We start from the raw sequence: 23470 nt of genomic DNA on the forward strand, positions 1-23470 counted from the left end.
CTGTTCCAGCCATCCGCGTTGCTGCATGACAGCCATGCTTTTGTGCATGTGCGAAGTCATAATTGTGCAATGCACACATGAATCACCTCTGTAAAAGTGGCGTTCTCCATTGCCTCGGAGATGGTGGAAAGATAGGTTCCATCACCCACCAACAGAGGTTTGCATCACTATGTTCCAGTCGTTTGAGGTCGTCAGCAATCCGGCCACCGGCGCTCCGCGCGTCGCCAAGCTGCGCGCCGAACTCGAAACCCTTGGCCTTGACGGTTTTCTCGTTCCCCGCGCCGATGAGCATCAGGGAGAATATGTTCCGCCGCGCGCGCAACGTCTGGCCTGGCTGACCGGCTTTACCGGCTCCGCGGGTGTTGTCCTCGTTCTGAAGAGCAAGGCGCATCTGTTTGTCGATGGCCGCTACACGCTGCAGGCCGCCGAGCAGACCGATCCTGCCGTCTTTACCGTGGAAAGCCTTGTCGAAACTCCGCCACCAGTCTGGCTGCGCAACAGCGGCCGCAAGCTCACCATCGGCTTTGATCCATGGCTGCACACCATTGCCGAGACCAAAGCACTGCGCGAAGCGCTTGAGGCCAATGGCGGCACACTCGTTGCCGTGAAGGACAATCTGGTTGATCTCATCTGGGAGGATCAACCCGCGCCGCCGCTGGAAGCAGTCTCGATCCAGCCGGAAAAATATGCGGGGAAACTCGCCAGCGACAAGCTGAAGGAACTGGCCGAAGCGGTGGAAAAAGCCAAAGCCGATGCAACCGTGCTGACCGACCCTTCATCCATCGCATGGGCCTTCAATATTCGTGGCAATGACGTCAGCAATACGCCGTTGCCGCTCGCCTTTGCCATTATTCCCGTCTCAGGCGAGCCGCTGCTCTTCATCGACAAGCGCAAATTGCCGATCGAGACAGAAGCCTATCTCACCCAGCTCGCAACACTGCGCCCGCCATCAGCTCTTGAAGGTGATGTGGCATCCATCGGCGTACAGGGGAAAACGCTGATGCTTGATCCGGCATTGGCAGCCGAAAAGCTACGGCTGGTGGTCGAACATGCCGGTGGCAAGATTGTCGAAGGAACCGATCCGGCCCGCCTGCCCCGCGCCCTGAAAAATCCCGTGGAGCTTGAAGGCGCCCGCAAATCGCATGAACGCGACGGCGTTGCCATGGTGTCTTTCCTCTCATGGATCGATGCGCAGGCTCCCGGCACGATCGATGAGATCGACGCCGCCAAGAAGCTTGAGGAAACCCGCCGCACTGTGGCCGAAGGTTTCCAGATGCCGCTGGAAAACCTCTCCTTTGACAGCATCTCCGGTGCAGGTCCCAATGGTGCTTTCGCCCATTACCGCGTCAACACCCAGTCCAACCGCAAGCTGCAGGAGGGCGAACTTTATCTGATCGACAGCGGCGGCCAATATCGTGACGGCACCACGGATATAACCCGTACCCTGCCCGTCGGCAAGCCGACAGAGGATATGAAGCGCAAATTCACATTGGTGCTGAAAGGCGTGATCGCCATCACCACGGCGCGTTTCCCCAAGGGCACGCGCGGCATGGACATTGATGTGCTTGCCCGCATTGCATTGTGGAAACAGGGTTACGACTATGGCCACGGCACCGGCCACGGTGTCGGGTCATTTCTGTCTGTTCATGAAGGTCCACAGAGCATTTCCAAGCGCGGTGTGCATGAACTGCTGCCGGGCATGATCCTGTCCAACGAACCGGGTTACTACAAGCCCGGCGGCTATGGCATCCGCACGGAAAACCTGCTCATCGTCACGGAGCTGGAAGTGCCCGAGGGCGGCGACCTGCCGATGATGGGTTTTGAGACGATCACGCTCTGCCCCATCGACAAGCGTCTGATCGACACAAGCCTGCTGATCCGGGAAGAGCTTGTCTGGCTCGATGCCTACCATGCGCAGGTGCGCGAAGCATTGCTGCCGCATACCAGCGCTGGCGACAAGGATTGGCTGATCAAGGCAACCGAGGCGTTCGGACAGCAGTAAACAATCAGATCGGAAGCTGGCGCAGCAGGATAATCATCGCTGCGCCGGCGAGAAACATTGTCAGTGCGTTGAAACGCAGGGACACCAGCCCGGCAAAAACCAGCGCGACAATGCCGCGCCAATCCGCCGTTGCGATAGCGGGCGCCACCAGCGTTGTCAAAACCGCTGCGGGAACGGCATTGAGCGCCACTTCCACCCGCGGATGCACATGGTCAAAGCGCGACAACACCAGATGACCGCCGATACGGGTAAGGAACGTCAGCACGGCACCGGCGAGGATAATCCAGAATATCGTCGACATCTCAATTCTCCCCTTCGGTTTTACCGGGCTTAGCGAAGATCACGGCGGTCAGGATACCGGCGAGCGCGCCGATGCTGACATGCCAGGGCGAACCGATGGTCTTGGCCGCAACAATCGACGCGATACCGCTGGCAATCACGATAGGCGCCCAGTTGGAGCGCTTGCGGAAACCCATGACCAGTCCAAGGAAATAGATCGGCAGCAGCATATCGATGCCGAGCGCATGCGGATCCTTGATCAGATTGCCGAAAAGTCCGCCAATCCAGGCTTCAACCACCCACATCACATAGATCGGGGTGGCAACACCGAGATACCATGCAAAGGTGACACGAACACCTGATTCCGCCCGCTTTTCCGTCTCGGCATATTGCGGATCGGTAAGCAGGAAGTAACTCAGAAAGCTTTGAACAATGGTGAAATGGCCGATGCGGCGACCCACGGCTGCCGAATAAAGCACATGGCGGAAATTGACCGCAAAAATGGAAAAGACGATCAGCCACGCCGGAATATTGTGGCCGAAAAGTTCGATGCCAACCATCTGGCTTGCACCGCCAAAAATCGCCGCGCTCATCAGCACCGCTTCAAACACGGTAAAACCATTGTCGATGGCAAGGGCACCAAACAACAGGCCAAAGGGTGCCGAAGCAATCATCACAGGAATGCCGCGCCGAAAACCTTGCCAGAATTCCAGGCCAAAGCCTGATTGCCGCGCAGTGGCGGTGTCATCTTGATATATTTGTTCGCTCATGCGGGTGGTCTACGGCAGGTTTGGCAGCCTGTCACGTGAGAATTCTTGATCGCTATCATCAATGTTGCTGCAATGTCAGGTGCTTGTCAGGAGCACAGTGCCAAGCGTAGGTTCCCTTCAAGGTCGTACCGGGAGGAGACGCATGGCACATATTATCAACCGCGAAGACTGGGCTGAACACCCTGAATTGTGGAAGGGCGAATTTACAGGAAAACCCTATGGCACCAATGTTTCGGTGATTTTCTACAGCACACACAAGATCGGCAGTGGACCCAACCTGCATACCCACCCCTATGCGGAAACTTTCATCATCCGCAGCGGCAATGCCCGCTTCACCGTGGGCGATCAGGTGATCGATGCCCATGCAGGACAGGTCGTCATCGCCCCGGCAAACACGCCGCACAAGTTCAAAAATCTCGGTCCCGATCTGCTGGAGACCATCGATATCCACGCCAATGAGGTGTTCATCACCCAATGGCTTGAATAGACGACAAGAAAAAGCCACCGGGCGAGGTCGGCACCCGGTGGCAGTAGACCAGCAGAAATTCGGCTAAAATTTCTGGGTCAGGGAAACGCGGAAACTGCGACCAACTTCGGAATAACGATCGCTGGTGGCGAGGTTGATGCTGTTAGGAACATCAGTGGCATTCCAGTATTTCTTGTCGAACACATTGAAGACACCGGCCTGAATCTTCATGCCCTTGGCAAATTTCGGTTCCCAATAGGCTGTCGTGTCGACGATGCCGTAGCCCGGAGCAACGAAACCACCCGTACTAACCTTGTCGCGGGCAGCGGCCATGGTCAGGGAGACGTCGGCACCCCAGCTATCGGCATTATAGCCAAGGCCGACAATCGCGCGAATTGGCGGGATCGAGTTCAGATACTGGTCCGTTTCCGTGTTCTTGCCCTGCGAAAAGGCAACGGATGCCCAAGTGACCCAATGATCGGCAAAGTTGATGCGACCGTTGAGTTCGGCACCGTAAATATGAACACGGCTGAGGTTGGCATAACCGGTAATGCCACCAACGGGGTAGTCACCGCCCGGAGGCGCAATTGTTATCGTGTCGATGAAGTTGCGATAGTAATTATTGAAGACACTGGCCGACAGCGCATATTTATCGCTCTCATATTTGGTGCCAATCTCGAAACCATTGCTGGTTTCGGACTTCAGGTCTGCGTTGCCGACGCGGGCATAAGAACCGGGCGCACCATAATTCTGAAACAATTCAAGAGCCGATGGTGCACGGAAGCCCTGCGCCCATTGCGCATAGAAATCCAGATCATTCGTCGCGTGATATGTTGCCCGCAACTTCGGCGTGAAACGTGATTCACTGCTGGAACCCGGCAAAGTGCCATTGAAATTTGGTCCATTCGCGTAGGCTGCGGTTGATTGCGGACTATGCTCGTACCAATCGAAACGGCCCCCGGGTGTCAAGGTCAGACGTCCGTTGAAAAGCTCAATATCGTCTTCCGCATAGATACCAACTCCTGTTGATTGAACGTCGGGCATATCCGAACTGTTGGCATGCAGCATCCGGCACGTCTGCGGCCCCATCGGTTGGCGTATCTTGGTCCAATCAACATTCGGGCAGTTATCAACGCCAGCCGCATACTGGTGCCAATCCTGCCGATAGATTTCACCGCCGATACGGAACTTGTGTTTGATATCGCCGATCTCGGCTTCCTTGATCAGATAGCCGGTAAAACCGTAAGCATCGAGGTTCAGCTCGTTGTCGCGTTTGTAGACACCTGATGGAAAGCCATAACGGAACGGATCACCGGGGATGGCCGCCGCACGGGGATCGCGCAAGCGGACAGCATCAGTCGTCGTATTGAGGGTCTGCTGGGTCCAATAAACAGTGGCATGCGCCTCATCAAGCCAGCCACCCTTTTCGGGGGCGATATAATCGTAACTGCCGGAAATACGCTTGCGATCATAATTCTCGCCAGATTTAAAACTGTCCCGCACATAGGACGATGACGTGCCAATCAGATTGTCAAAGTCGGAATCACGTTTGAAAATTTCACCGGTCAGACCGAAGCGGTGCCCGCCTTCGACGTTCTGGTAGAGCTTTACGAGCACATTGCCCTGATCATAGTCGAGCGGATTCTGTTCTGTTCGCCCTGCGCCATAACCACCGATGTCGCCGGGAATATCCTTCTCATGCCCCTGACGATAGCCACCCTGAACGAGAAACTCCGTATTGCCAGCACGTGCGGCAACCGTAGCGTTCGTGCGCCAGCTCTTGTCACTGGAGTCATAGGCGCCCTTGGTCACGGCACCCCAATTGCGGCCTTCCTCGATCACATCCGATGGATCAAGCGTTCGCAATTGAATAACACCGCCCAGCGCACCAGAACCGTAACGGCTTGAATCGGCACCCTTGGTGATGTCGATCTTCGCAAAGCTGTCGAAGTCAAAACCATCAAGCCCGCCCTGCATATCACGCGGATCGGCCAGCCATGGCACACGAATACCATCAATGACAGTCAGGACACGATCCTGATCCAAACCGCGCAGGTTGATGCTTTTCGAGGCGGAGTTGAAATTCACGCCCGCATCGACGCGGCGGCCCAGATCCTGGAAATTATCGACCATGCGTTTCTGGATCGTTTCCCGATCCGTGGTCGTCGTCAGCGGCGTTGCTTCTGTACCACTCTGATTTCTTTTCAGAACAATCGGCGCAAGCTCGATCGCCTCGCCCGTTTGCGGCACAGTTTGCGCGAGTGCTGCGCCCGTACCTATCCCCACAATCAACAAAGTACCGGCGCTACCGCACATCAGGCGCGCAAGCAGATTCCGTGTCATAGCCATATCCAACAAATCCCCGAGAGAGAGTGCTTGGCTGGCTTAACGTTGAGCGCAATAACCGCGCCGTGTTTATGGCTTGCTGAGCTGAATTTATCTGCGTGTATTCACGCTGTACATTTGTTCAGTACAAAAACATGACCATAAAAGTCAACATTAATAAGCTGAATAATCCGCCGATAATTTATTGCCTGAACGGGTGTTGCCACGACAACACAATTTCGCCTTATTCACCCAAGTCCTTGGTGTTTTGGATCAAACCGGGATCTGTTACCCCTTTATAAAAATCATCAGGAAACGAGTGTACCTTCGATCTTCCTGCCCCAATCGATGAGCGGCTTGGCCTTCGTCGCAAACGCCAGCAGTTCATCGGCAAGTGCAGGTGATGTAATGCCATCAGGATCGATCGGGTAACGCACGGCAAAATGCCGGTTGCGCAAGGCTTCGATGAGATCGGCATCCACGACCGTTTCAAAGCCGCGCGGCGTGCGCTTCAACCGGTCGTAATCGCTGAGGGTCAGGCCGCCCTTCTTCAGCGCGGCAACCATGGCGCGGTAATTCTCCGGCTTTTCAACAATGGCCTTGCGCATGGCAAGCAGAAGTTCCGGCTTTTGCTGCCACCACGCCACCGCAGCATAGCAGCCTTTGTAATCCTCAAGGCCAATGCAGACGTAGAAACAGCCTGATTCGGGCCATTTGCTCCCATCAGGCGAAAGCAATGCCGAAAGGTGCCTGTTGTAAGGGCTTTTGTCCTTGGCAAAGCGCGTATCGCGCTTGATGCGGAACTGCGATTTCTTGCGGTCGCCTTTGAACGGCAACCCGGCTTTTTCAAACCTGATGATCAGATCATCGATCAGATCGCCCAGCGGTTCCAGCAGATGCGCTTCGAACAGGTCCTTGTTCTCCAGAAACCATTCCCGGTTCTGGTGAAAATCCAGCGCTTTGAGAAAAGGCAGCGCCTTGTCGCCAAAGCCTTTGAAAACCGTCTCGCTCATGCGCCCACCAGTGTGAACCAGCTATCTTCGTCAATGACTTCAATGCCCAGTGACTGCGCCTGTGTCAGCTTCGAACCGGCGCCCGGTCCCGCCACGACAAGATCAGTCTTTTTCGACACGGAACCGGCTGTCTTGGCGCCATAGCGTTCGGCCATGGCTTTTGCCTCGTCGCGCGACATGCGTTCCAGCGAACCGGTGAAGACAATCGTCTTGCCCGCAACCGGCGAGTTGCCGACAGTGCGCACTTCCTCGTCAAGCGGTGTCACCTCCGCCAGCAAAGCAGAAAGCGCCGTGCGGTTATGCTCTTCCGCATAGAAATCAACCAGCGCTTCCGCCACAATACTGCCAATGCCTTCAACGTCGTTGAGTTCGCGCCAAGCATCATTGCCCTTGTCGGATTTATCCACCGGCAGGGTTGCAGCCTGCGCCACCGCCGCAAGCGCATCATAGGAACGATAGGCCTTGGCCAGACGCTTGGCATTGACCTCGCCCACATGGCGAATGCCAAGCGCGTACACGAACCGGCTGAGCGTTACCTGCCGCCGGTCATCAATCGCATCATAGAGTTTCTTGACCGACACAGCACCGAAGCCGTCAATATTCTCAAGCTTGGTCAGCGACGCTTCCTGCCTTTTCCTCAAGGTGAAGATATCCGCAGGCGTGCCGATATGCAGCGCCGGATCATCGGATTTGAAGAAGAACTCGACCTGCTTTTCGCCAAGACCTTCAATGTCGAAGGCATTGCGCGATACAAAATGCCGGATACGTTCCACCGCCTGCGCCGGGCAGATAAGACCGCCTGTGCAGCGCCTGACGGCTTCCCCCTCTTCACGCACCGCATGCGAGCCGCAGGCCGGGCATGTATCGGGGAACACATAGGGCGACGGACCGCGCGGCTTATCCGCGACAATATCCACAATCTGCGGGATGACATCACCCGCCCGCTGCACGACAACCGTATCGCCAACCCTGAGGTCACGGCCCTCGCGGATCGGCTGGCCATTCTGGCCGATCCCTTTGATATAATCCTCATTGTGCAGGGTCACGTTGGTGACGACAACGCCGCCCACCGTCACCGGCTCCAGCCGCGCCACGGGCGTCAACGCGCCGGTGCGGCCAACCTGAATATCGATGCCGCGCAAAATGGTGATGGCCCGTTCCGCCGGGAACTTATGCGCGATAGCCCAGCGCGGACTGCGGGAGACAAAGCCTAGCCGTTGCTGCAAAGCGAGATCGTCGACCTTGTAGACAACACCGTCAATATCGTAGCCCAGCGTCGCGCGCTGTTCCTCAATCTGGTGATAGTGTGTCACCAGCCCTTCAACCGTGTCGAACTTCTGCATCAGCGGGTTGACGCGGAACCCGTAGGACTTGAACGCCTCGACCATGCCCATCTGGGTTGAGGCAGGCATCTCGCTGACCTCGCCCCAGGCATAGGCGAAAAACTGCAGGGGCCGCGAGGCGGTAATCGTCGCATCAAGCTGGCGCAGGGAACCCGCCGCCGCATTGCGCGGATTGGCAAAAACCGGCTTGCCATCCTGTATCTGACGCTCGTTCATCGCAGCAAAATCCGCATGGCTCATATAGACCTCGCCGCGCACCTCAAGCACTTCAGGCGGATGGCCGCCAAGCACGTTCGGAATGCTGGCTACGGTGCGCGCATTGAGCGTGACGTTTTCGCCCGTCGTGCCATCGCCGCGGGTTGCCGCCGTGACCAGCCGGCCCAGCTCATAGCGCAGCGACAGCGACAGCCCGTCAATCTTTGGCTCCGCAGTGATTGCAACCGGCGCGCTGGCACCCAATTTCAGGAACCGCCTGATGCGATCAACAAAATCCTGCACGTCCTGATCGGAAAAGGCATTGTCCAGCGACAGCATCGGGATGGAATGGGTGACCTTGCCGAATTTCTCCGAAACGGTCGCACCCACCTTGTTGGAAGGCGAATCCTCACGCTTCAGGTGCGGAAAACGTTGCTCAATGGCAAGGTTTCTGCGCCGCAGGGCATCATACGCGCCATCCGAAATCGTCGGGGCGTCTTCCGTATTATAGCGGTAATCATGCTGGGCAATTTCTGCCGCCAGACGGCCAAGCTCCTCTGCCGCTTCTGCTTCGCTCAATTCTTCTACGGAAATATCTGCCATGACCTGTCCGACGCTGAAAATACGGATTCGGCGCGAGATTAACTGAAGAAGGGCGGAAAAGCATCGGCAATATCCGTTGAGGATGCGGGTTGTGATCAGATGCTGACAGTTGAACGATAATGACCGCAGGGCGATGTGATTTCACCCCCCTCTGTCCTGTCGGACATCTCCCCCACAAGGGGGGAGATCACATTGGCATAAACGCCTTTGCACAACCGGAAATGTTTCAGATTGTGCAAGATGCTATTGAAGGCTGATCTCCCCCCTTGTGGGGGAGATGTCCGACAGGGCAGAGGGGGGTGAATACTGGTGGTTCGTGGTTCGACAAGCTCACCATGAGGGAGATGGGTGGATGCAACGCTAATCGCAAAGAGTGCAGAATGAAGCTCCCCTCATCCTGAGCCTGTCAAAGGGCCTCATGGTGAGCTTGTCGAACCACGAACCACAACCCACACACAACTCAAGCAGCGCTGTTTTCCCGCAGCAAACGCACGGCGGCAGCGCGCGCTTCATCCGTCACGCTGGCACCGGCCAGCATCCGGGCGATTTCTTCCTGACGATCACCGGTTTCCATCGCATGGATCGATGTTGCCACCCGGTCATTGCCCGCGGCGGATTTGGCGATGAGAAAATGTGTCTGGGCGCGCGCGGCAACCTGCGGCGCATGGGTGACGGAAAGCACCTGCACCCGGTCGGACAGACGGCGCAGGCGCTGGCCGATGGCATCGGCCACCGCGCCGCCAACGCCCGTATCGATTTCATCAAAGACCAGTGTCGGCGCGGAACCACGGTCGGCCAATGCCACTTTCAGCGCCAGCAGAAAGCGCGAGAGTTCGCCGCCTGAGGCAACCTTCATCATGGGTCCGGCACGGGTGCCGGGATTGGTGCGCACCCAATATTCAACCGTATCAATGCCCTCGGGCAGGCGGTTCTCGGGATTAGCGGACATTTCAACAATGAATTCCGCCCGCTCCAGCTTCAAAGCGGGCAGTTCCGCCATCACAGCAACCTTGAGGTGGTCGGCAGTTTCGTGCCTTTCCCCGGACAGGCTCAAAGCGGCTTCATCATAGGCAAGACGCGCGGCGACAGCCTCTTTTTCGAGTGCGGCAAGCCGTTCGGCGCCCGCATCAATATCGGCGAGATCCGCATCCATCTTGTCACGCAGGCTGGCGAGATCATCGACCGGAACCGAATATTTACGCGCCGCACCACGCAGGGCAAACAGCCGCTCTTCCGTTTGTTCCAGAATACGCGGATCGAAATCAATGGCGCGAATGGCCTGTTCGATCCCGTTCTGCGCTTCTGCCAGAGCGTTGAGTGCTTCATCGATTGCCTTGACCACCGGTTCCAGCAATTGCGGCGCTTCAGGCACCTTGCGCTCAAGTCGCCGCACAAGGCTGGCCAGCGATGGCACCGGAGAACCGGAGCCAGACAGCACTTCATTGGCGTCGTTTACATCACCGGCGATCTTTTCAGACCGCATCATCTCGGTGCGTCTGGTTGCCAGCGCCTCTTCTTCCAGCGGTTCCGGATCAAGCTTGGACAATTCATCGACCGAAGCGCGCAGATAATCCGCCTCGCGCGTTGCCGCTTCCACCTTGGCGCGATGCCGGACCAGTGTGTTTTCGGCATCACGCCACGTCTTGTGCAGGGCGCGCACTGTCGATGCCTTGGTTTCCAGCGCGCCAAAGGCATCAAGCAAGGTGCGGTGAATATCAATATCGATCAGCGCACGATCATCATGCTGGCCATGAATTTCCACCAGCCGACGACCGAGTTCCCGCAGCAGCGTGACGCTCGCGGCCTGATCATTGATGAAAACCCGGCTGCGTCCATCCGATGTCTGCACCCGGCGCAGAATAATGTCGCCATCATCGCTGATATCATTGTCGCGCAGAAGCGCCCGCGCGGGATGAGCGCCTGCCACGTCGAACACGGCAGTCACCTGCCCCTGCTCTGCGCCATGACGCACAAGCGAGGCATCGCCGCGTGCCCCAAGGGCAAGCGACAAGGCATCAAGCAGAATGGATTTACCGGCGCCGGTCTCACCCGTGAGTACCGACAAGCCATCGCGAAACTCAATGTCGAGCCGTTCAATCAGAACAATATCGCGGATCGACAGGTGCGAAAGCATGAGTAGCTCAGGTTAAAGTCTGTTATGCGCCATCTTTTTTGCCGCCAACAATCGATTGGGCAGCCTGTGACAACCATGAACCGGCATTCTGGCGAGGCTCCAGACCACCTGATTGCAGCAGCTTGTAGCTGTCCTTGTACCACTGGCTATCAGGATAATTCTGTCCAAGCACCGCAGCGGCTGTCTGGGCTTCACTGGTCAGACCAAGCGCATAATAGGCTTCTGTCAGACGTGCCAGCGCTTCTTCGATGTGGCGGGTATTGGAATATTGTTCAACAACGCCGCGGAAGCGCTTGATTGAAGCAAGATAGTCCTTGCGCTCCAGATAGTAACGCCCGACCTGCATTTCCTTACCGGCGAGCTGGTCGCGGCCAAAGCGCATCTTTTCCCTGGAGTCATCAATATATTCCGACTGCGGGAAGCGTTCGATGACTTCATTGAATGCAGCGATGGAGCGGCGTGTCATGCTCTGTTCGCGCGTCACATCGGGGATCTGCCGGTAGTAGCAAAGGCCGGTGATGTAATAGGCGTAGGCAGCTTCCGGCTGCGTCGGATAAAGCGCGATGTAACGCTTCGTCATGGCAAGCGCATCATCATATTTGCCGGAGCGATAATTCGCAAAAGCGCCCATCACGAGCGCCTTGCGGGCAAATTCAGAATAGGGGTGCTGGCGGTCAACCGCATCGAACTTCTTGGCGGCCTCGTCAAGACGGCCTGCGTTTAGATTGGCAAGGGCCTGATTGTAAAGCACATCGGCGGGCTCGATTGTGTCGACATAAGCAGACAGATCGAGGTCATCATCTTTCGAAGCACAACCTGAAATAGCGGTAATACCAGCAACGGACGCCAGAAGAAGGGCCAAACGGGCCTTGCTGCCAAACCCTGCACTCATCGACATTCTGCAACTCGCCATTCTGTCTTAGGCCCCATTCAAGAAATTAGAGCATTCTGCGCAAATTCGATATCACGTTTGCGCATCATGCTCTAGATACAGTCAAACTAACCGTCAGTTGGGCGTTCTTAAACCACAAGCCGACAGAATCAGCAATCTTATTGCCATCTAATCGTCCAAATTTGTGGCAGAGACAGAAATGAGCTGTGAAAAGGCAATATTCCTTTATTTTGGCAGCGAAAGATGGCCGACCTTGTAAATCTGGGTGGCGTCATTGACCGGACCCGGCCCTTCAGCGCTCCACAGACGGAATCGCACAACTGTCCATGTGGTGGGCTCAAAGCCGGTGACAGAGGCGACAACGCCCGATTGTTCGATGTCTTCAATGGCCTTTTCGCTCTCCAGACGCCGACGGTCGCCGACGGATATATTGACATCAACAGGCAAAATCTCCCGCGTTGCAAATACCGCCTGTGCAACATCTGGTGCTATACGCGCCTGCCAGACGAACCAAGATTTCACCTGTGGCCGTCCAAACGAGTGTGACACAGCAACAAACCCATCCCCGCCGAGAAAATTGTTCAGGCCCTGCACGTCGTCCCAGAGATAAAATGGTGCATAGAGATTGTCACGGCTACGGGTTTCATCGGTACGACGTGCCGACAGATAGGCCTTGAAGCGAAGATGCGGGAAATTGTCGAGCAAATGCCCCTTCTCCGCAATACGGCGGTCAATGATCCCCATGTCGTAATCGGCAGGCAGGGTAAAACTATACTGCATGGCGATCATGGTTCGATGCCTTTCCGGTCGACAGGTTCAAGCCAGTGTACCGACTTGCCCTCATGCACAGCCTGGATGCTGACATAGGAGAATGCGCTCCTATCGCTGGCGCCATGCCAATGGCGTTCATTCGGGGCGAACCAGACGCAATCCCCTGCCCGCAGTTCCTCAACCGGGCCACCATCGCGCTGGGCGAGACCAACACCCGACAGCACGTAGAGAAATTGCCCGCGTGGATGGGTATGCCAATGCGTGATGACATCAGGATCAACCGTTGCACGCATGACGGTGTTCTCGCCCTCCTGTTCGCTTTCGAGCAGCATTTCCGCCCAGAACGGCGCGGAGGAAATACCATCAGGAGAACGCGCGATTGCTGTTCCTGCCCGGCGCACCGTCATTTGGCCGGGGCAGGTCTTTGGTTTGGTTAGTACACGGTCATTCATGGGACTATCACCTGTTTTGAAAGAAGCTTGATCAGGCAACCTCGAACATCTGCATACCGCCATTGGCGAAGGACCATTCATCCCGGCTGGAGGTGCTGATAATGATCATGACGTCTTCGGGTCGCACACCGGGGGCAGCCGCAAGCCGCTCAACCAGCCGCTCGTAAAATGCCTTTTTCGTTGCCGTATCGCGCGGCTTGCCGATCGCAATGGCGAAAATGATGAAATCATCGGAACGCGGACCACCAAGATAGTTGCGGTCAAAAATGAACTCGTTCGGGCGGTGCTGATGGATAACCTGGAATAGGTCATTAACAGGGACATTGAAGGTCTCGATCATGGCCTGATACAGGCTGTCAGACACGGCCTTCAGATAGTCATCAGACTTACCCTCACGCAGGGAAATACGGGCGAATGGCATGGACCTATCCTCTTTGATCTGGCGCTCCGGTTTCTGGTGGCGGGCGCTATTGAACTTGACCAAATGGTTTTAGCACGCCACAATCATCCTGATAATCAGAAATAACTGGATCAATGATCCTGAAAAAGTGGATTAATGGCGATGCGTCAAACCACATTTGATCTCGATGTTCTGCGAACCTTCGCCACGGGCGTTGATCTTGGCAATTTTGCCAAGGCGGCGGACAGGCTCGGCCGTTCCACCTCAGCTGTCAGCGCGCAGCTGAAAAAGCTGGAGCAGCAGGCGGGTACGCCCATCTTCCAGAAAGCCGGGCGCGGGCTGGCGCTCACCGATGCGGGCGAGACCATGCTTGCCTATGCCAGACGGTTGCTTGACCTGAATGACGAGGCGGCGAGCGCCATCCATGGCATTGAACTGGAAGGCTGGGTACGGCTCGGTCTGCAGGAGGATTTCGGCGAAACCCTGCTCCCCAATATTCTCGGGCAGTTTGCCCGGGCGCATCCGAAAGTGCGCATCGAAGCGCGTGTTGCCCGCAATGCCGAGCTGGTTGATCGCGTCACCTCAGGCCGTCTTGATCTCGCATTGGCATGGAATATCGGCGCACCACTCCCCTACGGTCAACGCATCATGGATGTGCCCATGTGCTGGGTGGGTTCGGTCAATCCCAATATGGTCTGGCAAAAATCCGATGGCGACCCCCTGCCGCTGGCCGCGCTGGAAGCGCCCTGCCTCTTGCGCACGGCAGCCATCAACGCGCTTGACCGCGCCGGCATTGCCTGGCGGCTGGCGTTTATCAGCCCGAGCCTTGGCGGCTTATGGGCGGCAACGGCAGCGGGGCTGGGCCTGACCATCCGCACACCGATTGGCTTGCCCAAATCTGTCCAGTTGATTTCACCGGAGGAAAACGGGCTGCCCGTTTTGCCAAAAATTGGACTGGACCTGCTGCGTGCCGACTCGGAACCCGCAGCTGTTACCGCGCGATTGGCCTCGATCATTTTGCAAGCATTGCAGGATTTCATGCCTGTCCGGGCGGAGGCTGCTTAGTTGCATGACGATTGTGTGTGGTTCGTGGTTCGTGGTTCGACAGGCTCACCATGAGGGAGAGTGCGGATGCAACGATAATCGTCAACGTTGCAGAATAAAGCCCCCTCACCCTGAGCTTGTCGAAGGGCCTCGTGGTGAGCCTGTCGAACCACGCACTCCCGACAGCACCGTCGCCTTCTACCCCTCTCCGTCACCTTCTACCTCTCTCCGTCATCCTCGGGCTTGACCCGAGGACCCCCTCGCGGAACGGGTATATCCGCATTTGTGAAATGCATTGGGTAAATCCCGACTTCGATGTGGAATTGTACTATCTCACGCGATGCGAGATTGGGTCCTCGGGTCAAGCCCGAGGATGACGGAGGGTTGAGCGTTTTTGGATGACGGAGAGATGTTTTAGAATATTCAGCATGTCTAAATCACCCGGGGCGCAAACACCGCTGCATTGACCGCGCCCAATGATGCAGCTTGACCGGCTTGATCAGGCATCTCGACAATCTCAAACCCCGATGGATCAGACAATAGCGCGCGCAGTGCCATGGCGTTCAATCGGTGCCCGCCACGATAGGACCGGAAGCAGCCGATAAACGGGCTACCGGCCAGCGCAAGATCGCCCACCGCATCCAGCGTCTTGTGCCGCACGAATTCATCCTTGAAGCGCAGGCCACCGGGATTGATGATATTGTGGTCGTCACCGATAACGAGCGAGTTATCGAGCGATGATGCCAGCGCCAGTCCTGCCGCCCAGAGCTTTTCCACATCGCGCATGAACCCGAAAGTGCGGGCGCGGGATATCTCGTCGCGGAAAACCGCTTCGCTCATATCGCCGGTGAAGGCCTGCCTGCCGATGACGGGGGTCTCGAAATCGATCTCCACCTCATAGCGCGTACCATCATACGGGCGAAACTCTGCCCACGACGCTCCAGCCTCAATGCGCGATGGCTTGAGCACGCGGATATACCGGCGCTTGGCCATTTGAGCCACAAGCCCGGCCTGATCAAAGGCTGCAAGGAAAGCCGCTGATGTTCCATCAACGATGGGCACTTCCGGTCCGTCAATCCTGATAGTCAGATTGTCGATCCCTGCCCCCGATATGGCGGCCATGACATGTTCGACGGTGCTGACACTGACGCCATTCCGATTGGTAAGGGTGGTGCTCAGATCCGTTGTGCCGACTTCCGAGATCAAGGCTTTGATCTCATGGCTGGCGCCCGCCGAATCGAGCCGGTGAAAGACAATGCCGGTATTGGGGTCCGACGGCAGAAATGTCATGTTCACGGGCGTGCCACTGTGCACACCAATCCCGGAAAGCGAGACGCTCTTCGCTATTGTTGTCTGAAAACTTTGCAACAAAAACCCCATGCCTGTGTGGCAACATCAATAGCGCCATATGACTATCGTGCTCGGCTGCCCGTGATTCCGAAGCGCCGTCATACTGAATTTTCTGCGCTTTAAGCTACATATGGCAAAGCGAAACGCAAAATCAAGCTCACGCACTGCCTGCCATGAACGCAGCCGCTTTATGTCTTGGTTCCTTTCGTAAAGGTATTTTTGACCCGCTCGGAACGCGCGAAGTAGATGATCCAGAGCACACAGCCAACATAGGCACGGGACATATCGTCAGGCACTCTTGCTGTCAGTGAAAAATCACTGAACACCTTGGAAAAATAATACAGCGACACATTGTCAAACGTACTGGCAAGGCTCGTTAAGACAATGAAATTGATCGCCCAATCTGGAGCTCTGAAATTTTCAGAAAAGATCAGATTCAAAGTAAAGACACCAAGGGAAACGCTAGTGACTCCCAAAAACAGGGATATTGCTGCGGATATGGCAACACCAGGATAGGCTGTACGAACTGGCTTCCATTCTTCTGCCGTTAATTCAAACGCGTCGTAGCAGATATTTATGCAGGTCAAAACGATGGCCAGACAAATAACAATCACAGCGACATTGAGCCAGCCGCCAAAGCCCTTGGGACCTTTATCAACCGAAGATTCCTCCGTCACTTCAATGCCCCCAGCACAATAAAAAGAAAAACCCGCCATTGATACAATGGCGGGTTTTTCGGCTCCGAACAATCCGTGATCGGATCAATTAGCCTGACGGCGCAGGAATGCCGGGATTTCAAGCTGATCATCTTCCGACGACTGGCGGGACTGCGGCTGAACACGGCCCTGTTCGTCAAGCTGTCCGCGGCGCGGTGCATAGATCGATGCATCCTGCGACAGCGGGCGGCGTGGCTCTGCCGGGCGCATGGCTGGTTCGCGTGGCTGCGCTGGCTCAAGCCGTGCCGTATCGTCTTCACGGCGGGTCAGGCCAGCGGTCAGACGCTTCAGGAGACCCATCGGGCCACGGTCTTCGTGGCTGTCATAGGATGCCTGATCACGGCCATGATCGCGTGCATTGAGTTCTGCCTGAACAACCGGCGGGAAGTCAGCAACATTAGGCATGCGTGGTGCCGGTGCTGGCTGTGGAGCCGGTGCGGCCTGCACAGGAGCCTGTGGCTGCGGTGCTGGCTGATGAACCGGCTGCTGCGGTGCAGCGGCAACAGGCGCATCAAACACCTCCGGAGCAGGTGCCTGGAAAATACGGCTCTGCGGGCGGAATTCCTGTTCGGCAGGCTGCGGTGCGCGCTGTGGCATTTCCATTTCGGCGGCGCGCATGGCGTCAGCGACCGGATCTGCGATACGGGCGGCTGGCTGCTGCACAACAGGACGTGGTGCAACGGTTTCAACACGGGCAGCTGGCTGCTGGACCGGCTTGGCAATCGGCTTCATCGGCTGGCGAAATTCGATCGGCGCAGGCGCCGCATCTCCCACCTGCTTGTCGATACCTGTTGCCACGACCGAAACGCGGATGATGCCTTCGAGGCTTTCGTCGAAGGTTGCGCCGAGGATGATATTGGCATCCTGATCGACTTCTTCGCGAATACGTGTTGCAGCCTCGTCAACTTCAAACAGCGTCATGTCACGGCCGCCGGTGATCGAGATCAGCAGGCCCTTGGCACCGCGCATGGAGGTTTCATCCAAAAGCGGGTTGGCAATTGCAGCTTCGGCAGCGGCCATTGCACGGCCATCACCGGAGGCTTCACCCGTGCCCATCATTGCCTTGCCCATCTCGCGCATAACCGAACGAACGTCGGCGAAGTCGAGATTGATCAGGCCTTCCTTGACCATCAGATCGGTGATGCAGGCAACACCGGAGTAAAGAACCTGATCGGCCATCGCGAAGGCATCGGCAAAGGTCGTCTTGTCATTGGCGATGCGGAAGAGGTTCTGGTTTGGAATGACGATCAGTGTATCGACATTCTTCTGCAGGTCTTCAATGCCCATATCGGCGGTGCGCATGCGGCGCTGGCCTTCGAAATGGAAAGGCTTGGTGACAACACCAACAGTCAGGATGCCTTTTTCGCGTGCGGCGCGGGCAACAACAGGGGCTGCACCAGTACCGGTACCGCCGCCCATACCAGCCGTTACGAAGCACATATGCGTGCCCTGCAGGTGATCATTGATTTCATCGATGCATTCTTCAGCGGCTGCGCGGCCAACTTCCGGCTGCGAACCAGCGCCAAGACCTTCTGTTACCGCCGCGCCAAGCTGAATAAGACGTTCAGCCTTTGACTGCGCCAGTGCCTGGGCGTCCGTATTGGCCACAACAAACTCAACACCGCGCAAACCGGCATTGATCATGTTATTGACCGCGTTGCCACCGCCACCACCAACACCAAAGACGGTGATCCGGGGCTTAAGCTCGGTAATGTCCGGCTTTTGCAGATTGATGCTCATTTGTCTGTTCCTTTTTCCTTTACCGCGTCGCCGCCGCGGTATCTTTTTTGGGTTTCCCCGGATTGATCAAAAACTCTCTTTCAGCCACTGGCCGATACGCTGAAAACGCCCACCCGTACCTGTCATCAGCGACGATGAACCGGCCTTTACAGAACGCTCCTCAATTCCTGCCACCTGCGGATAGATCAACAGACCGACCGCTGCGGAGAAAGCTGGCCCCTTGGCTGCTTCGGGAAGCCCCGTAACACCCAGAGGACGGCCAATACGTACGTTGCGGGCCAGAATACGGCGCGCCACTTCAGGCAAGCCGGCCAACTGGCTGGCTCCACCTGTCAGGACAACACGCTTGCCGACAATCTGGCCGTAGCCGGATTGGTTCAGGCGATCACGTGCCAATTCCAGTGTTTCTTCCACACGAGCCCGGATGATGCGGGTAAGCACGGCGCGTGGATATTGATTGGGAACGTCCCGGCCATCATTGCCGAGCGGCGAAACGCTGATGAGGTCCCGGTCATCGGCTGCACTTGGCAGGGCCGAACCGTGCATGACCTTCAAACGTTCCGCATCGTCCATATGGGCGGAAAGACCGCGTGCCACATCCATGGTGACGTGGTTGCCGCCAATCGCGATGGCATCGGCATGAATGAACTTGCCTTCGGAGAAAACCGAAATCGTTGTCGTACCGCCGCCCATATCGATGCAGGCCGCACCCATTTCCGCCTCATCATCGACAAGCGCCGAAAGGCCGCTGGCATAGGGCGTTGCAATCATCGCTTCAACCGAGAGGTGGCAGCGGTTGACGCACAATTCGAGATTGCGCAACGGCGCCGCATCGGCGGTCAGCACATGCATCTCGACACCGAGCGTATCGCCGATCATGCCAAGCGGATCGCGGATACCTTTTTCGCCATCGAGCGCATAACCGATAGGGAGCGAGTGAACGAGGTGACGCTCCGTTGCCAGCGCCTGCTTGGCACCCGCAGCAAGCACTCGGCGAATGTCGGACTGGTCGACTTCATGACCACCCAGATTGATACTGGCGGAAAAGCTTTCGCTCTTCAGGCGACCGGCAGAAATATTGACGATCATCGAATCAACAGTCAGGCCAGCCATACGTTCAGCCGCATCGACCGCCAGACGGATTGCCTGTTCGGCCGCATCGAGATTGACGATGACGCCGGATTTGATACCGCGTGATTTCTGATGTCCGATACCCAGCACTTCAATGCGATGGGTACGGCCGGGCAGATGCGAACTTTCCTCGCGCGGACGCAGCCGGGCGATGATGCAGCACACCTTGCTTGAACCAATATCAAGAACTGTCAAAGACCGCGTCCGTTTTGCGGAAGCAGCTCCAGATGACGCGCTCTTTCCGTTCAGAATACTCATATACGCTTCTCCGAACGCTTAGGCGCTTTGTCTCGCGCCTTCAAAAACTCTACGCGCTGAACCATCGCATCTGGTGTCAGCTTCACAACAACCCGGTCCGAAAGCCGCATATCCACCGACGATATCGCGCGGGACAAAAGCCCGTCTTTACGGTCCATATTCACGATATCCGCAAGCGCCTGATCAATACGGAATTCCGGCAACATCACGGTTACGCCGTTTTTCAGGATCAGGTCCCAGCGCCGGTCGGCTACACGGGCATAGGCCTTGACCTCGGAAACGACCTGCGGGAATGCAGCAATCTGGGCGAACAGCATTTTCGCCTGCTTGTCAGCACCAGCACCCATAATCAGCGGCAACCCGGCATTGCGGCCAGCCGTGTAAGGAACAATCACACGACCATCGGCATCGATGACCGACAGATCATCGCCGTTCTGCCAGATGGCCAGCGCAGAGCGCTCATGGATCGAAATCTGGATGGTGTTCGGATAAACCTTGAACACATCAACGGATTCAACCCAGGGCAAGGTAGCAACAGCCTTTTGCGCATCGGCCGCACTCAGACCAACCAGTGACGTCTCGCCATCAAGACCAAGCGCACCAAGCACGTCGATCTCCGAAGTTTCCTTGTTGCCGACAACCTTCACATCTTCGATGGCAAAGCCGAAGGTCGAAGTCGTCACCTTGACCACCTCGGGCGCATGGCCGCCGAGAATGGCACCGTAAGCACCGGTCAGAGCCAGAAACACCACGGCACCGAGCGTGCCGGTGTGATTGGGAATATGAACTTCACCCTCGACCATACGGGTAAAGACGCGCACAGGCTTGCGCAGGAATTTCGGCAGGACAAAGCGGAAACGGCCAAAAGCTGCCGTCCTGTCCGAAGACACCGGCGCCACACCCCGTGGGTGTATATTTTTGCCCTTCAACGCAAACACGATGCGTCCTCCACCATCCAACTCAACAATTCACCGAAGGTATGCCCCGCAGCTTTGGCGATATCAGGTACAAGAGATGTTGGAGTCATGCCCGGCTGAGTGTTTACCTCCAGCCAAATCAGTTCGCCATCTTCGGAAAAACGGTCGTCGTAACGGAAGTCCGACCGGCTAATCCCTTTACATCCAATTGCCTGATGCGCCTTGAGTGCTAGTGTTTGTATTTTTTGGTAAATTTTTAGTGAAATTTTTGCCGGACACACATGATTTGATCCGCCTGCAACATATTTTGAATCATAATCGTAGAACTGATGGCCCACAGGGATGATTTCGCACACCCCGATTGCCACATCGCCCATCACCGCGCAGGTCAATTCGCGTCCATGGATGTAACGCTCGACCATAACTGTGTTGCCATATTTCCATTCAGGCGAGGTGATCACCTGCGGCGGATGCGACTGATCCTCCTTGACGATGACGACACCGAAGCTCGAACCTTCATTGACAGGCTTGACCACGTAAGGTGGCTTCATCGGGTGCTTGGTCGTAAAATCAAAACGGTTCATCACCTTGGCTTCCGCCACGGGAACACCGGCAGCCTTGGCAACAATCTTGGCCTGTTCCTTGTCCATGGCCAGAGCCGAGGCAAGCACGCCGGAGTGCGTATAGGGAATTTCCAGATATTCGAGGATGCCCTGAATTGTGCCGTCTTCACCAAAAGGACCATGCAAGGCGTTGAACGCCACATCGGGGCGCAATTCGGCGAGCACACTGGCGACATCACGCCCCACATCAACACGGGTGACCTGGTAACCTTCAGCTTCCAAGGCCGCAGCACAGGCATTGCCCGAGGAGAGACTCACCGGACGTTCCGATGAAAACCCACCCATCAGCATCGCAACATGCTTTTTCGCCATGGAGGCAACCCCTTTTACGCATCCCGCCACTACTGCACCGCGCACCCCCATCGGACACGCAAAGGACACAGCAGCATCCCTCACTGGCGCATCACCACTCCAAAAACCGATACGATTTCCGGGGCTCTGCGCAGCCGAAAAAAGACATGAGTTTCCGCAAGCCCGGCGATCAAGACCGCAGGCACCCGAGGCTGACACAAATCAGCCGACTCAAATCAGTTAACGCTTGTCCCTAAAGAATCAGAGAGTTGATTCGCTGACAAGTCCCCTTTGATTCAACAATGATATTTCGTGGAAAAAAAGAGTCATGAGCCCGATTATGCGGCCCGTGTTGCCGCTTCGATTGCCCCGGCAATCCATTCATTCAGACTTTTGTTCTCCGCTGCGGCTGCCAAAACGGCAGCCTCGTGAACTTCAGCAGCCAGACGAACATTAAAACGGCCGGAAAATTCGCGAAATGGCGCAATGCCCTTCTCCGCACACATCTCAAGAAAGACCTGAAGAGACTTTCTCCCCTCCAAAAGAAGCCCGTCAACGCTTTGCGCGTAAAAATCTGCACCGCCGTTCAGCCCAAGAAACTCACCTCTTATCAGGCTGATCTCGGGATGAAAGGAAATGACCGCTTTGTGGCCATCTATATCCAGAATGTTCTTCAAGGTCCTATCTGCACCAAAGTTGCGCGATGTCTTCTATTCAAATTATTGGTACCAAAATTCAGTACTATTACAAAATGTTTTCGGTTCAAAAACTACAAAAGCTGTCCCAGATACTCCTGGACTTCCTGACCGGGACGGAAAAGCCCCAGACGCTTGATTTCCCAATGCAGGTGAATGCCGGAATTTTCCAGCACGCGGGCACGGATTGTCTCACCGAGCGTTTCCAGATCATGCCCGCTGGCAGTGCCCGTATTGATCATGAAATTGCAGTGCATCGGCGACATTTGGGCACCGCCAATCATCAGGCCACGACCGCCAGCAGCGTCGATTTCCTTCCACGCGGAAGTGCCTTCCGGGTTTTTGAAGGTTGACCCCCCGGTTTTTTCGCGGATCGGCTGCACTGTCTCGCGGTGCTGCTGAACCGCGTTCATCGCCGCCTGAATGGCGTGAGTTTCGCCGGGTGTGCCCTCAAGCAGGGCGGAGGTGAAAATCAGATCCTTGGCCGCACCGGAATGCCGATATTCATAGCCCATATCCGCATTGGACAGGATGTGCACATTGCCCTTGCGATCGAGCGCCCGTACCTCGACTACGCGCTCGCGCGTTTCGACACCATTGGCACCGGCATTCATGCGCAGCGCACCCCCGAGGCCACCGGGTATGCCATGGTAAAAATGAAACCCGGCAATTTTTGCCTCAAGCGCGGTTGCGGCAAGCCGCTTGTCGGGCGTTGCCGCTCCGGCGCGCAACTGCGTATCGCCGACGCGCTCGACTTCACCAAAGCCCTTGGCCGACAGGCGCACGACAAAACCCGGCACACCGCCATCACGCACCAGAAGGTTGGAGCCGATGCCAACAACGAGGATCGGATATTCTTCGGGGACGGCTTGCAGGAAGGCAGCAAGGTCTTCTTCGTCGGCGGGCTGGAACATGACTTCAGCAGGGCCACCGGCGCGGAACCATGTGACTTTTTCCATACCCATATTGGGCGTCAGCCGCCCGCGTAAGCCAGAGAAACGATCTCCGAGCTTGCCAAGCAGAGCCTCGCCGTCAATCCTTGAAGACATGATATCCTTCC

Annotated in this window: 21 protein-coding genes; 3 read left to right on the top strand and 18 right to left on the bottom strand. The window is 56.4% G+C overall.

Annotation, left to right across the window (positions count from 1 at the left end; genetic code table 11):
• The first annotated feature begins 169 nt into the window (after positions 1 to 169).
• Positions 170 to 2002 carry an aminopeptidase P family protein gene (locus BLU05_RS03585; protein WP_091877821.1) on the top strand — a complete coding sequence of 611 codons (1833 nt, stop codon included), beginning with the start codon at positions 170 to 172 and terminating at the stop codon, positions 2000 to 2002.
• A gap of 4 nt (positions 2003 to 2006) precedes the next feature.
• Here BLU05_RS03585 and BLU05_RS03590 read toward each other — a convergent pair whose 3' ends face one another.
• The gene (locus tag BLU05_RS03590) at positions 2007 to 2303 is read right to left on the bottom strand and encodes an AzlD family protein (RefSeq protein WP_091877822.1); all 297 of its coding nucleotides are present in this window, start codon (positions 2301 to 2303) and stop codon (positions 2007 to 2009) included.
• Position 2304: 1 nt separating this feature from the next.
• The gene (locus BLU05_RS03595) at positions 2305 to 3051 is read right to left on the bottom strand and encodes an AzlC family ABC transporter permease (protein ID WP_091877823.1); all 747 of its coding nucleotides are present in this window, start codon (positions 3049 to 3051) and stop codon (positions 2305 to 2307) included.
• A 142-nt stretch (positions 3052 to 3193) separates the two neighbouring features.
• On the opposite strand from BLU05_RS03595, the gene BLU05_RS03600 reads away from it, so the two are divergent.
• Entirely contained in the window at positions 3194 to 3538 is a 345-nt protein-coding gene (locus tag BLU05_RS03600) for a cupin domain-containing protein (RefSeq protein ID WP_091877824.1), read from the top strand.
• A 63-nt stretch (positions 3539 to 3601) separates the two neighbouring features.
• Here BLU05_RS03600 and BLU05_RS03605 read toward each other — a convergent pair whose 3' ends face one another.
• From BLU05_RS03605 to BLU05_RS03645, 8 genes are all read right to left on the bottom strand, one after another.
• Positions 3602 to 5860 (bottom strand): TonB-dependent hemoglobin/transferrin/lactoferrin family receptor, encoded by a 2259-nt coding sequence (locus BLU05_RS03605; protein ID WP_175540509.1) that lies wholly within the window; start codon positions 5858 to 5860, stop codon positions 3602 to 3604.
• Between the two features lie 290 nt (positions 5861 to 6150).
• On the bottom strand, positions 6151 to 6855 hold the full coding sequence (locus BLU05_RS03610; protein WP_091877826.1) for a DUF2461 domain-containing protein: 705 nt from the start codon (positions 6853 to 6855) through the stop codon (positions 6151 to 6153).
• Positions 6852 to 8996, bottom strand: a complete 2145-nt coding sequence (ligA, locus tag BLU05_RS03615; protein ID WP_091877827.1) for an NAD-dependent DNA ligase LigA — start codon at positions 8994 to 8996, stop codon at positions 6852 to 6854. The genes BLU05_RS03610 and ligA overlap by 4 nt, the downstream gene beginning before the upstream one ends.
• Before the next feature lie 460 nt (positions 8997 to 9456).
• Complete coding sequence (gene recN / locus BLU05_RS03625; protein ID WP_091877829.1) at positions 9457 to 11130, bottom strand: DNA repair protein RecN; 1674 nt, start codon at positions 11128 to 11130, stop codon at positions 9457 to 9459.
• A 22-nt stretch (positions 11131 to 11152) separates the two neighbouring features.
• Positions 11153 to 12022 carry an outer membrane protein assembly factor BamD gene (locus tag BLU05_RS03630; protein ID WP_091877830.1) on the bottom strand — a complete coding sequence of 290 codons (870 nt, stop codon included), beginning with the start codon at positions 12020 to 12022 and terminating at the stop codon, positions 11153 to 11155.
• A gap of 225 nt (positions 12023 to 12247) precedes the next feature.
• Positions 12248 to 12811: a DUF4865 family protein gene (locus BLU05_RS03635; protein WP_091877831.1), complete on the bottom strand. Its 564-nt coding sequence runs from the start codon at positions 12809 to 12811 to the stop codon at positions 12248 to 12250.
• Positions 12808 to 13245 carry a cupin domain-containing protein gene (locus tag BLU05_RS03640; RefSeq protein WP_091877832.1) on the bottom strand — a complete coding sequence of 146 codons (438 nt, stop codon included), beginning with the start codon at positions 13243 to 13245 and terminating at the stop codon, positions 12808 to 12810. Before BLU05_RS03640 ends, BLU05_RS03635 begins: the two co-directional genes overlap by 4 nt.
• 31 nt (positions 13246 to 13276) lie before the next feature.
• Entirely contained in the window at positions 13277 to 13666 is a 390-nt protein-coding gene (locus tag BLU05_RS03645; protein WP_091878481.1) for a tautomerase family protein, read from the bottom strand.
• A gap of 141 nt (positions 13667 to 13807) precedes the next feature.
• Between BLU05_RS03645 and BLU05_RS03650 the strand changes: the two genes are divergently transcribed.
• Positions 13808 to 14710, top strand: coding sequence for a LysR substrate-binding domain-containing protein (locus tag BLU05_RS03650; RefSeq protein ID WP_091878482.1), 903 nt, complete (start codon positions 13808 to 13810; stop codon positions 14708 to 14710).
• Positions 14711 to 15121: 411 nt separating this feature from the next.
• Here the strand turns inward: BLU05_RS03650 and lpxC are convergent, their stop codons facing one another.
• The 8 genes from lpxC to murB all read right to left on the bottom strand — a co-directional run bounded on the left by lpxC (position 15122) and on the right by murB (position 23459).
• Entirely contained in the window at positions 15122 to 16069 is a 948-nt protein-coding gene (lpxC, locus tag BLU05_RS03655) for a UDP-3-O-acyl-N-acetylglucosamine deacetylase (RefSeq protein ID WP_091877833.1), read from the bottom strand.
• Positions 16070 to 16227: 158 nt separating this feature from the next.
• Positions 16228 to 16788, bottom strand: coding sequence for a DUF2569 family protein (locus BLU05_RS03660; protein WP_139210391.1), 561 nt, complete (start codon positions 16786 to 16788; stop codon positions 16228 to 16230).
• A 12-nt stretch (positions 16789 to 16800) separates the two neighbouring features.
• Positions 16801 to 18495 (bottom strand): cell division protein FtsZ, encoded by a 1695-nt coding sequence (gene ftsZ, locus BLU05_RS03665; protein WP_091877835.1) that lies wholly within the window; start codon positions 18493 to 18495, stop codon positions 16801 to 16803.
• Between the two features lie 66 nt (positions 18496 to 18561).
• Complete coding sequence (gene ftsA, locus BLU05_RS03670; RefSeq protein WP_091877836.1) at positions 18562 to 19884, bottom strand: cell division protein FtsA; 1323 nt, start codon at positions 19882 to 19884, stop codon at positions 18562 to 18564.
• Entirely contained in the window at positions 19881 to 20774 is an 894-nt protein-coding gene (locus BLU05_RS03675; RefSeq protein ID WP_244518140.1) for a cell division protein FtsQ/DivIB, read from the bottom strand. Before BLU05_RS03675 ends, ftsA begins: the two co-directional genes overlap by 4 nt.
• 35 nt (positions 20775 to 20809) lie before the next feature.
• Positions 20810 to 21736, bottom strand: a complete 927-nt coding sequence (locus BLU05_RS03680; protein ID WP_091877838.1) for a D-alanine--D-alanine ligase — start codon at positions 21734 to 21736, stop codon at positions 20810 to 20812.
• Positions 21737 to 22053: 317 nt separating this feature from the next.
• Entirely contained in the window at positions 22054 to 22392 is a 339-nt protein-coding gene (locus BLU05_RS26395; protein ID WP_091877839.1) for a type II toxin-antitoxin system HicB family antitoxin, read from the bottom strand.
• A 92-nt stretch (positions 22393 to 22484) separates the two neighbouring features.
• Positions 22485 to 23459: a UDP-N-acetylmuramate dehydrogenase gene (gene murB / locus BLU05_RS03690; protein WP_091877840.1), complete on the bottom strand. Its 975-nt coding sequence runs from the start codon at positions 23457 to 23459 to the stop codon at positions 22485 to 22487.
• Between the last annotated feature and the right edge of the window lie 11 nt (positions 23460 to 23470).

It is taken from the genome of Phyllobacterium sp. OV277 (assembly GCF_900104355.1).
In the GTDB taxonomy this organism is placed as follows: Bacteria; Pseudomonadota; Alphaproteobacteria; order Rhizobiales; family Rhizobiaceae; genus Phyllobacterium.

Excerpts from the sequence above, each read along its gene's own strand:
- ftsA (WP_091877836.1), bottom strand. The coding sequence starts at position 19,884 with ATGAGTATTCTGAACGGAAAGAGCGCGTCATCTGGAGCTGCTTCCGCA.
- ftsZ (WP_091877835.1), bottom strand. The coding sequence starts at position 18,495 with ATGAGCATCAATCTGCAAAAGCCGGACATTACCGAGCTTAAGCCCCGG.
- ligA (WP_091877827.1), bottom strand. The coding sequence starts at position 8,996 with ATGGCAGATATTTCCGTAGAAGAATTGAGCGAAGCAGAAGCGGCAGAG.
- recN (WP_091877829.1), bottom strand. The coding sequence starts at position 11,130 with ATGCTTTCGCACCTGTCGATCCGCGATATTGTTCTGATTGAACGGCTC.
- BLU05_RS03610 (WP_091877826.1), bottom strand. The coding sequence starts at position 6,855 with ATGAGCGAGACGGTTTTCAAAGGCTTTGGCGACAAGGCGCTGCCTTTT.
- BLU05_RS03600 (WP_091877824.1), top strand. The coding sequence starts at position 3,194 with ATGGCACATATTATCAACCGCGAAGACTGGGCTGAACACCCTGAATTG.
- BLU05_RS03590 (WP_091877822.1), bottom strand. The coding sequence starts at position 2,303 with ATGTCGACGATATTCTGGATTATCCTCGCCGGTGCCGTGCTGACGTTC.
- BLU05_RS03605 (WP_175540509.1), bottom strand. The coding sequence starts at position 5,860 with ATGACACGGAATCTGCTTGCGCGCCTGATGTGCGGTAGCGCCGGTACT.
- BLU05_RS03635 (WP_091877831.1), bottom strand. The coding sequence starts at position 12,811 with ATGATCGCCATGCAGTATAGTTTTACCCTGCCTGCCGATTACGACATG.
- BLU05_RS03630 (WP_091877830.1), bottom strand. The coding sequence starts at position 12,022 with ATGAGTGCAGGGTTTGGCAGCAAGGCCCGTTTGGCCCTTCTTCTGGCG.
- BLU05_RS03650 (WP_091878482.1), top strand. The coding sequence starts at position 13,808 with ATGCGTCAAACCACATTTGATCTCGATGTTCTGCGAACCTTCGCCACG.
- lpxC (WP_091877833.1), bottom strand. The coding sequence starts at position 16,069 with ATGGGGTTTTTGTTGCAAAGTTTTCAGACAACAATAGCGAAGAGCGTC.
- BLU05_RS03595 (WP_091877823.1), bottom strand. The coding sequence starts at position 3,051 with ATGAGCGAACAAATATATCAAGATGACACCGCCACTGCGCGGCAATCA.
- BLU05_RS03680 (WP_091877838.1), bottom strand. The coding sequence starts at position 21,736 with ATGGCGAAAAAGCATGTTGCGATGCTGATGGGTGGGTTTTCATCGGAA.
- BLU05_RS03585 (WP_091877821.1), top strand. The coding sequence starts at position 170 with ATGTTCCAGTCGTTTGAGGTCGTCAGCAATCCGGCCACCGGCGCTCCG.
- murB (WP_091877840.1), bottom strand. The coding sequence starts at position 23,459 with ATGTCTTCAAGGATTGACGGCGAGGCTCTGCTTGGCAAGCTCGGAGAT.
- BLU05_RS03640 (WP_091877832.1), bottom strand. The coding sequence starts at position 13,245 with ATGAATGACCGTGTACTAACCAAACCAAAGACCTGCCCCGGCCAAATG.
- BLU05_RS03645 (WP_091878481.1), bottom strand. The coding sequence starts at position 13,666 with ATGCCATTCGCCCGTATTTCCCTGCGTGAGGGTAAGTCTGATGACTAT.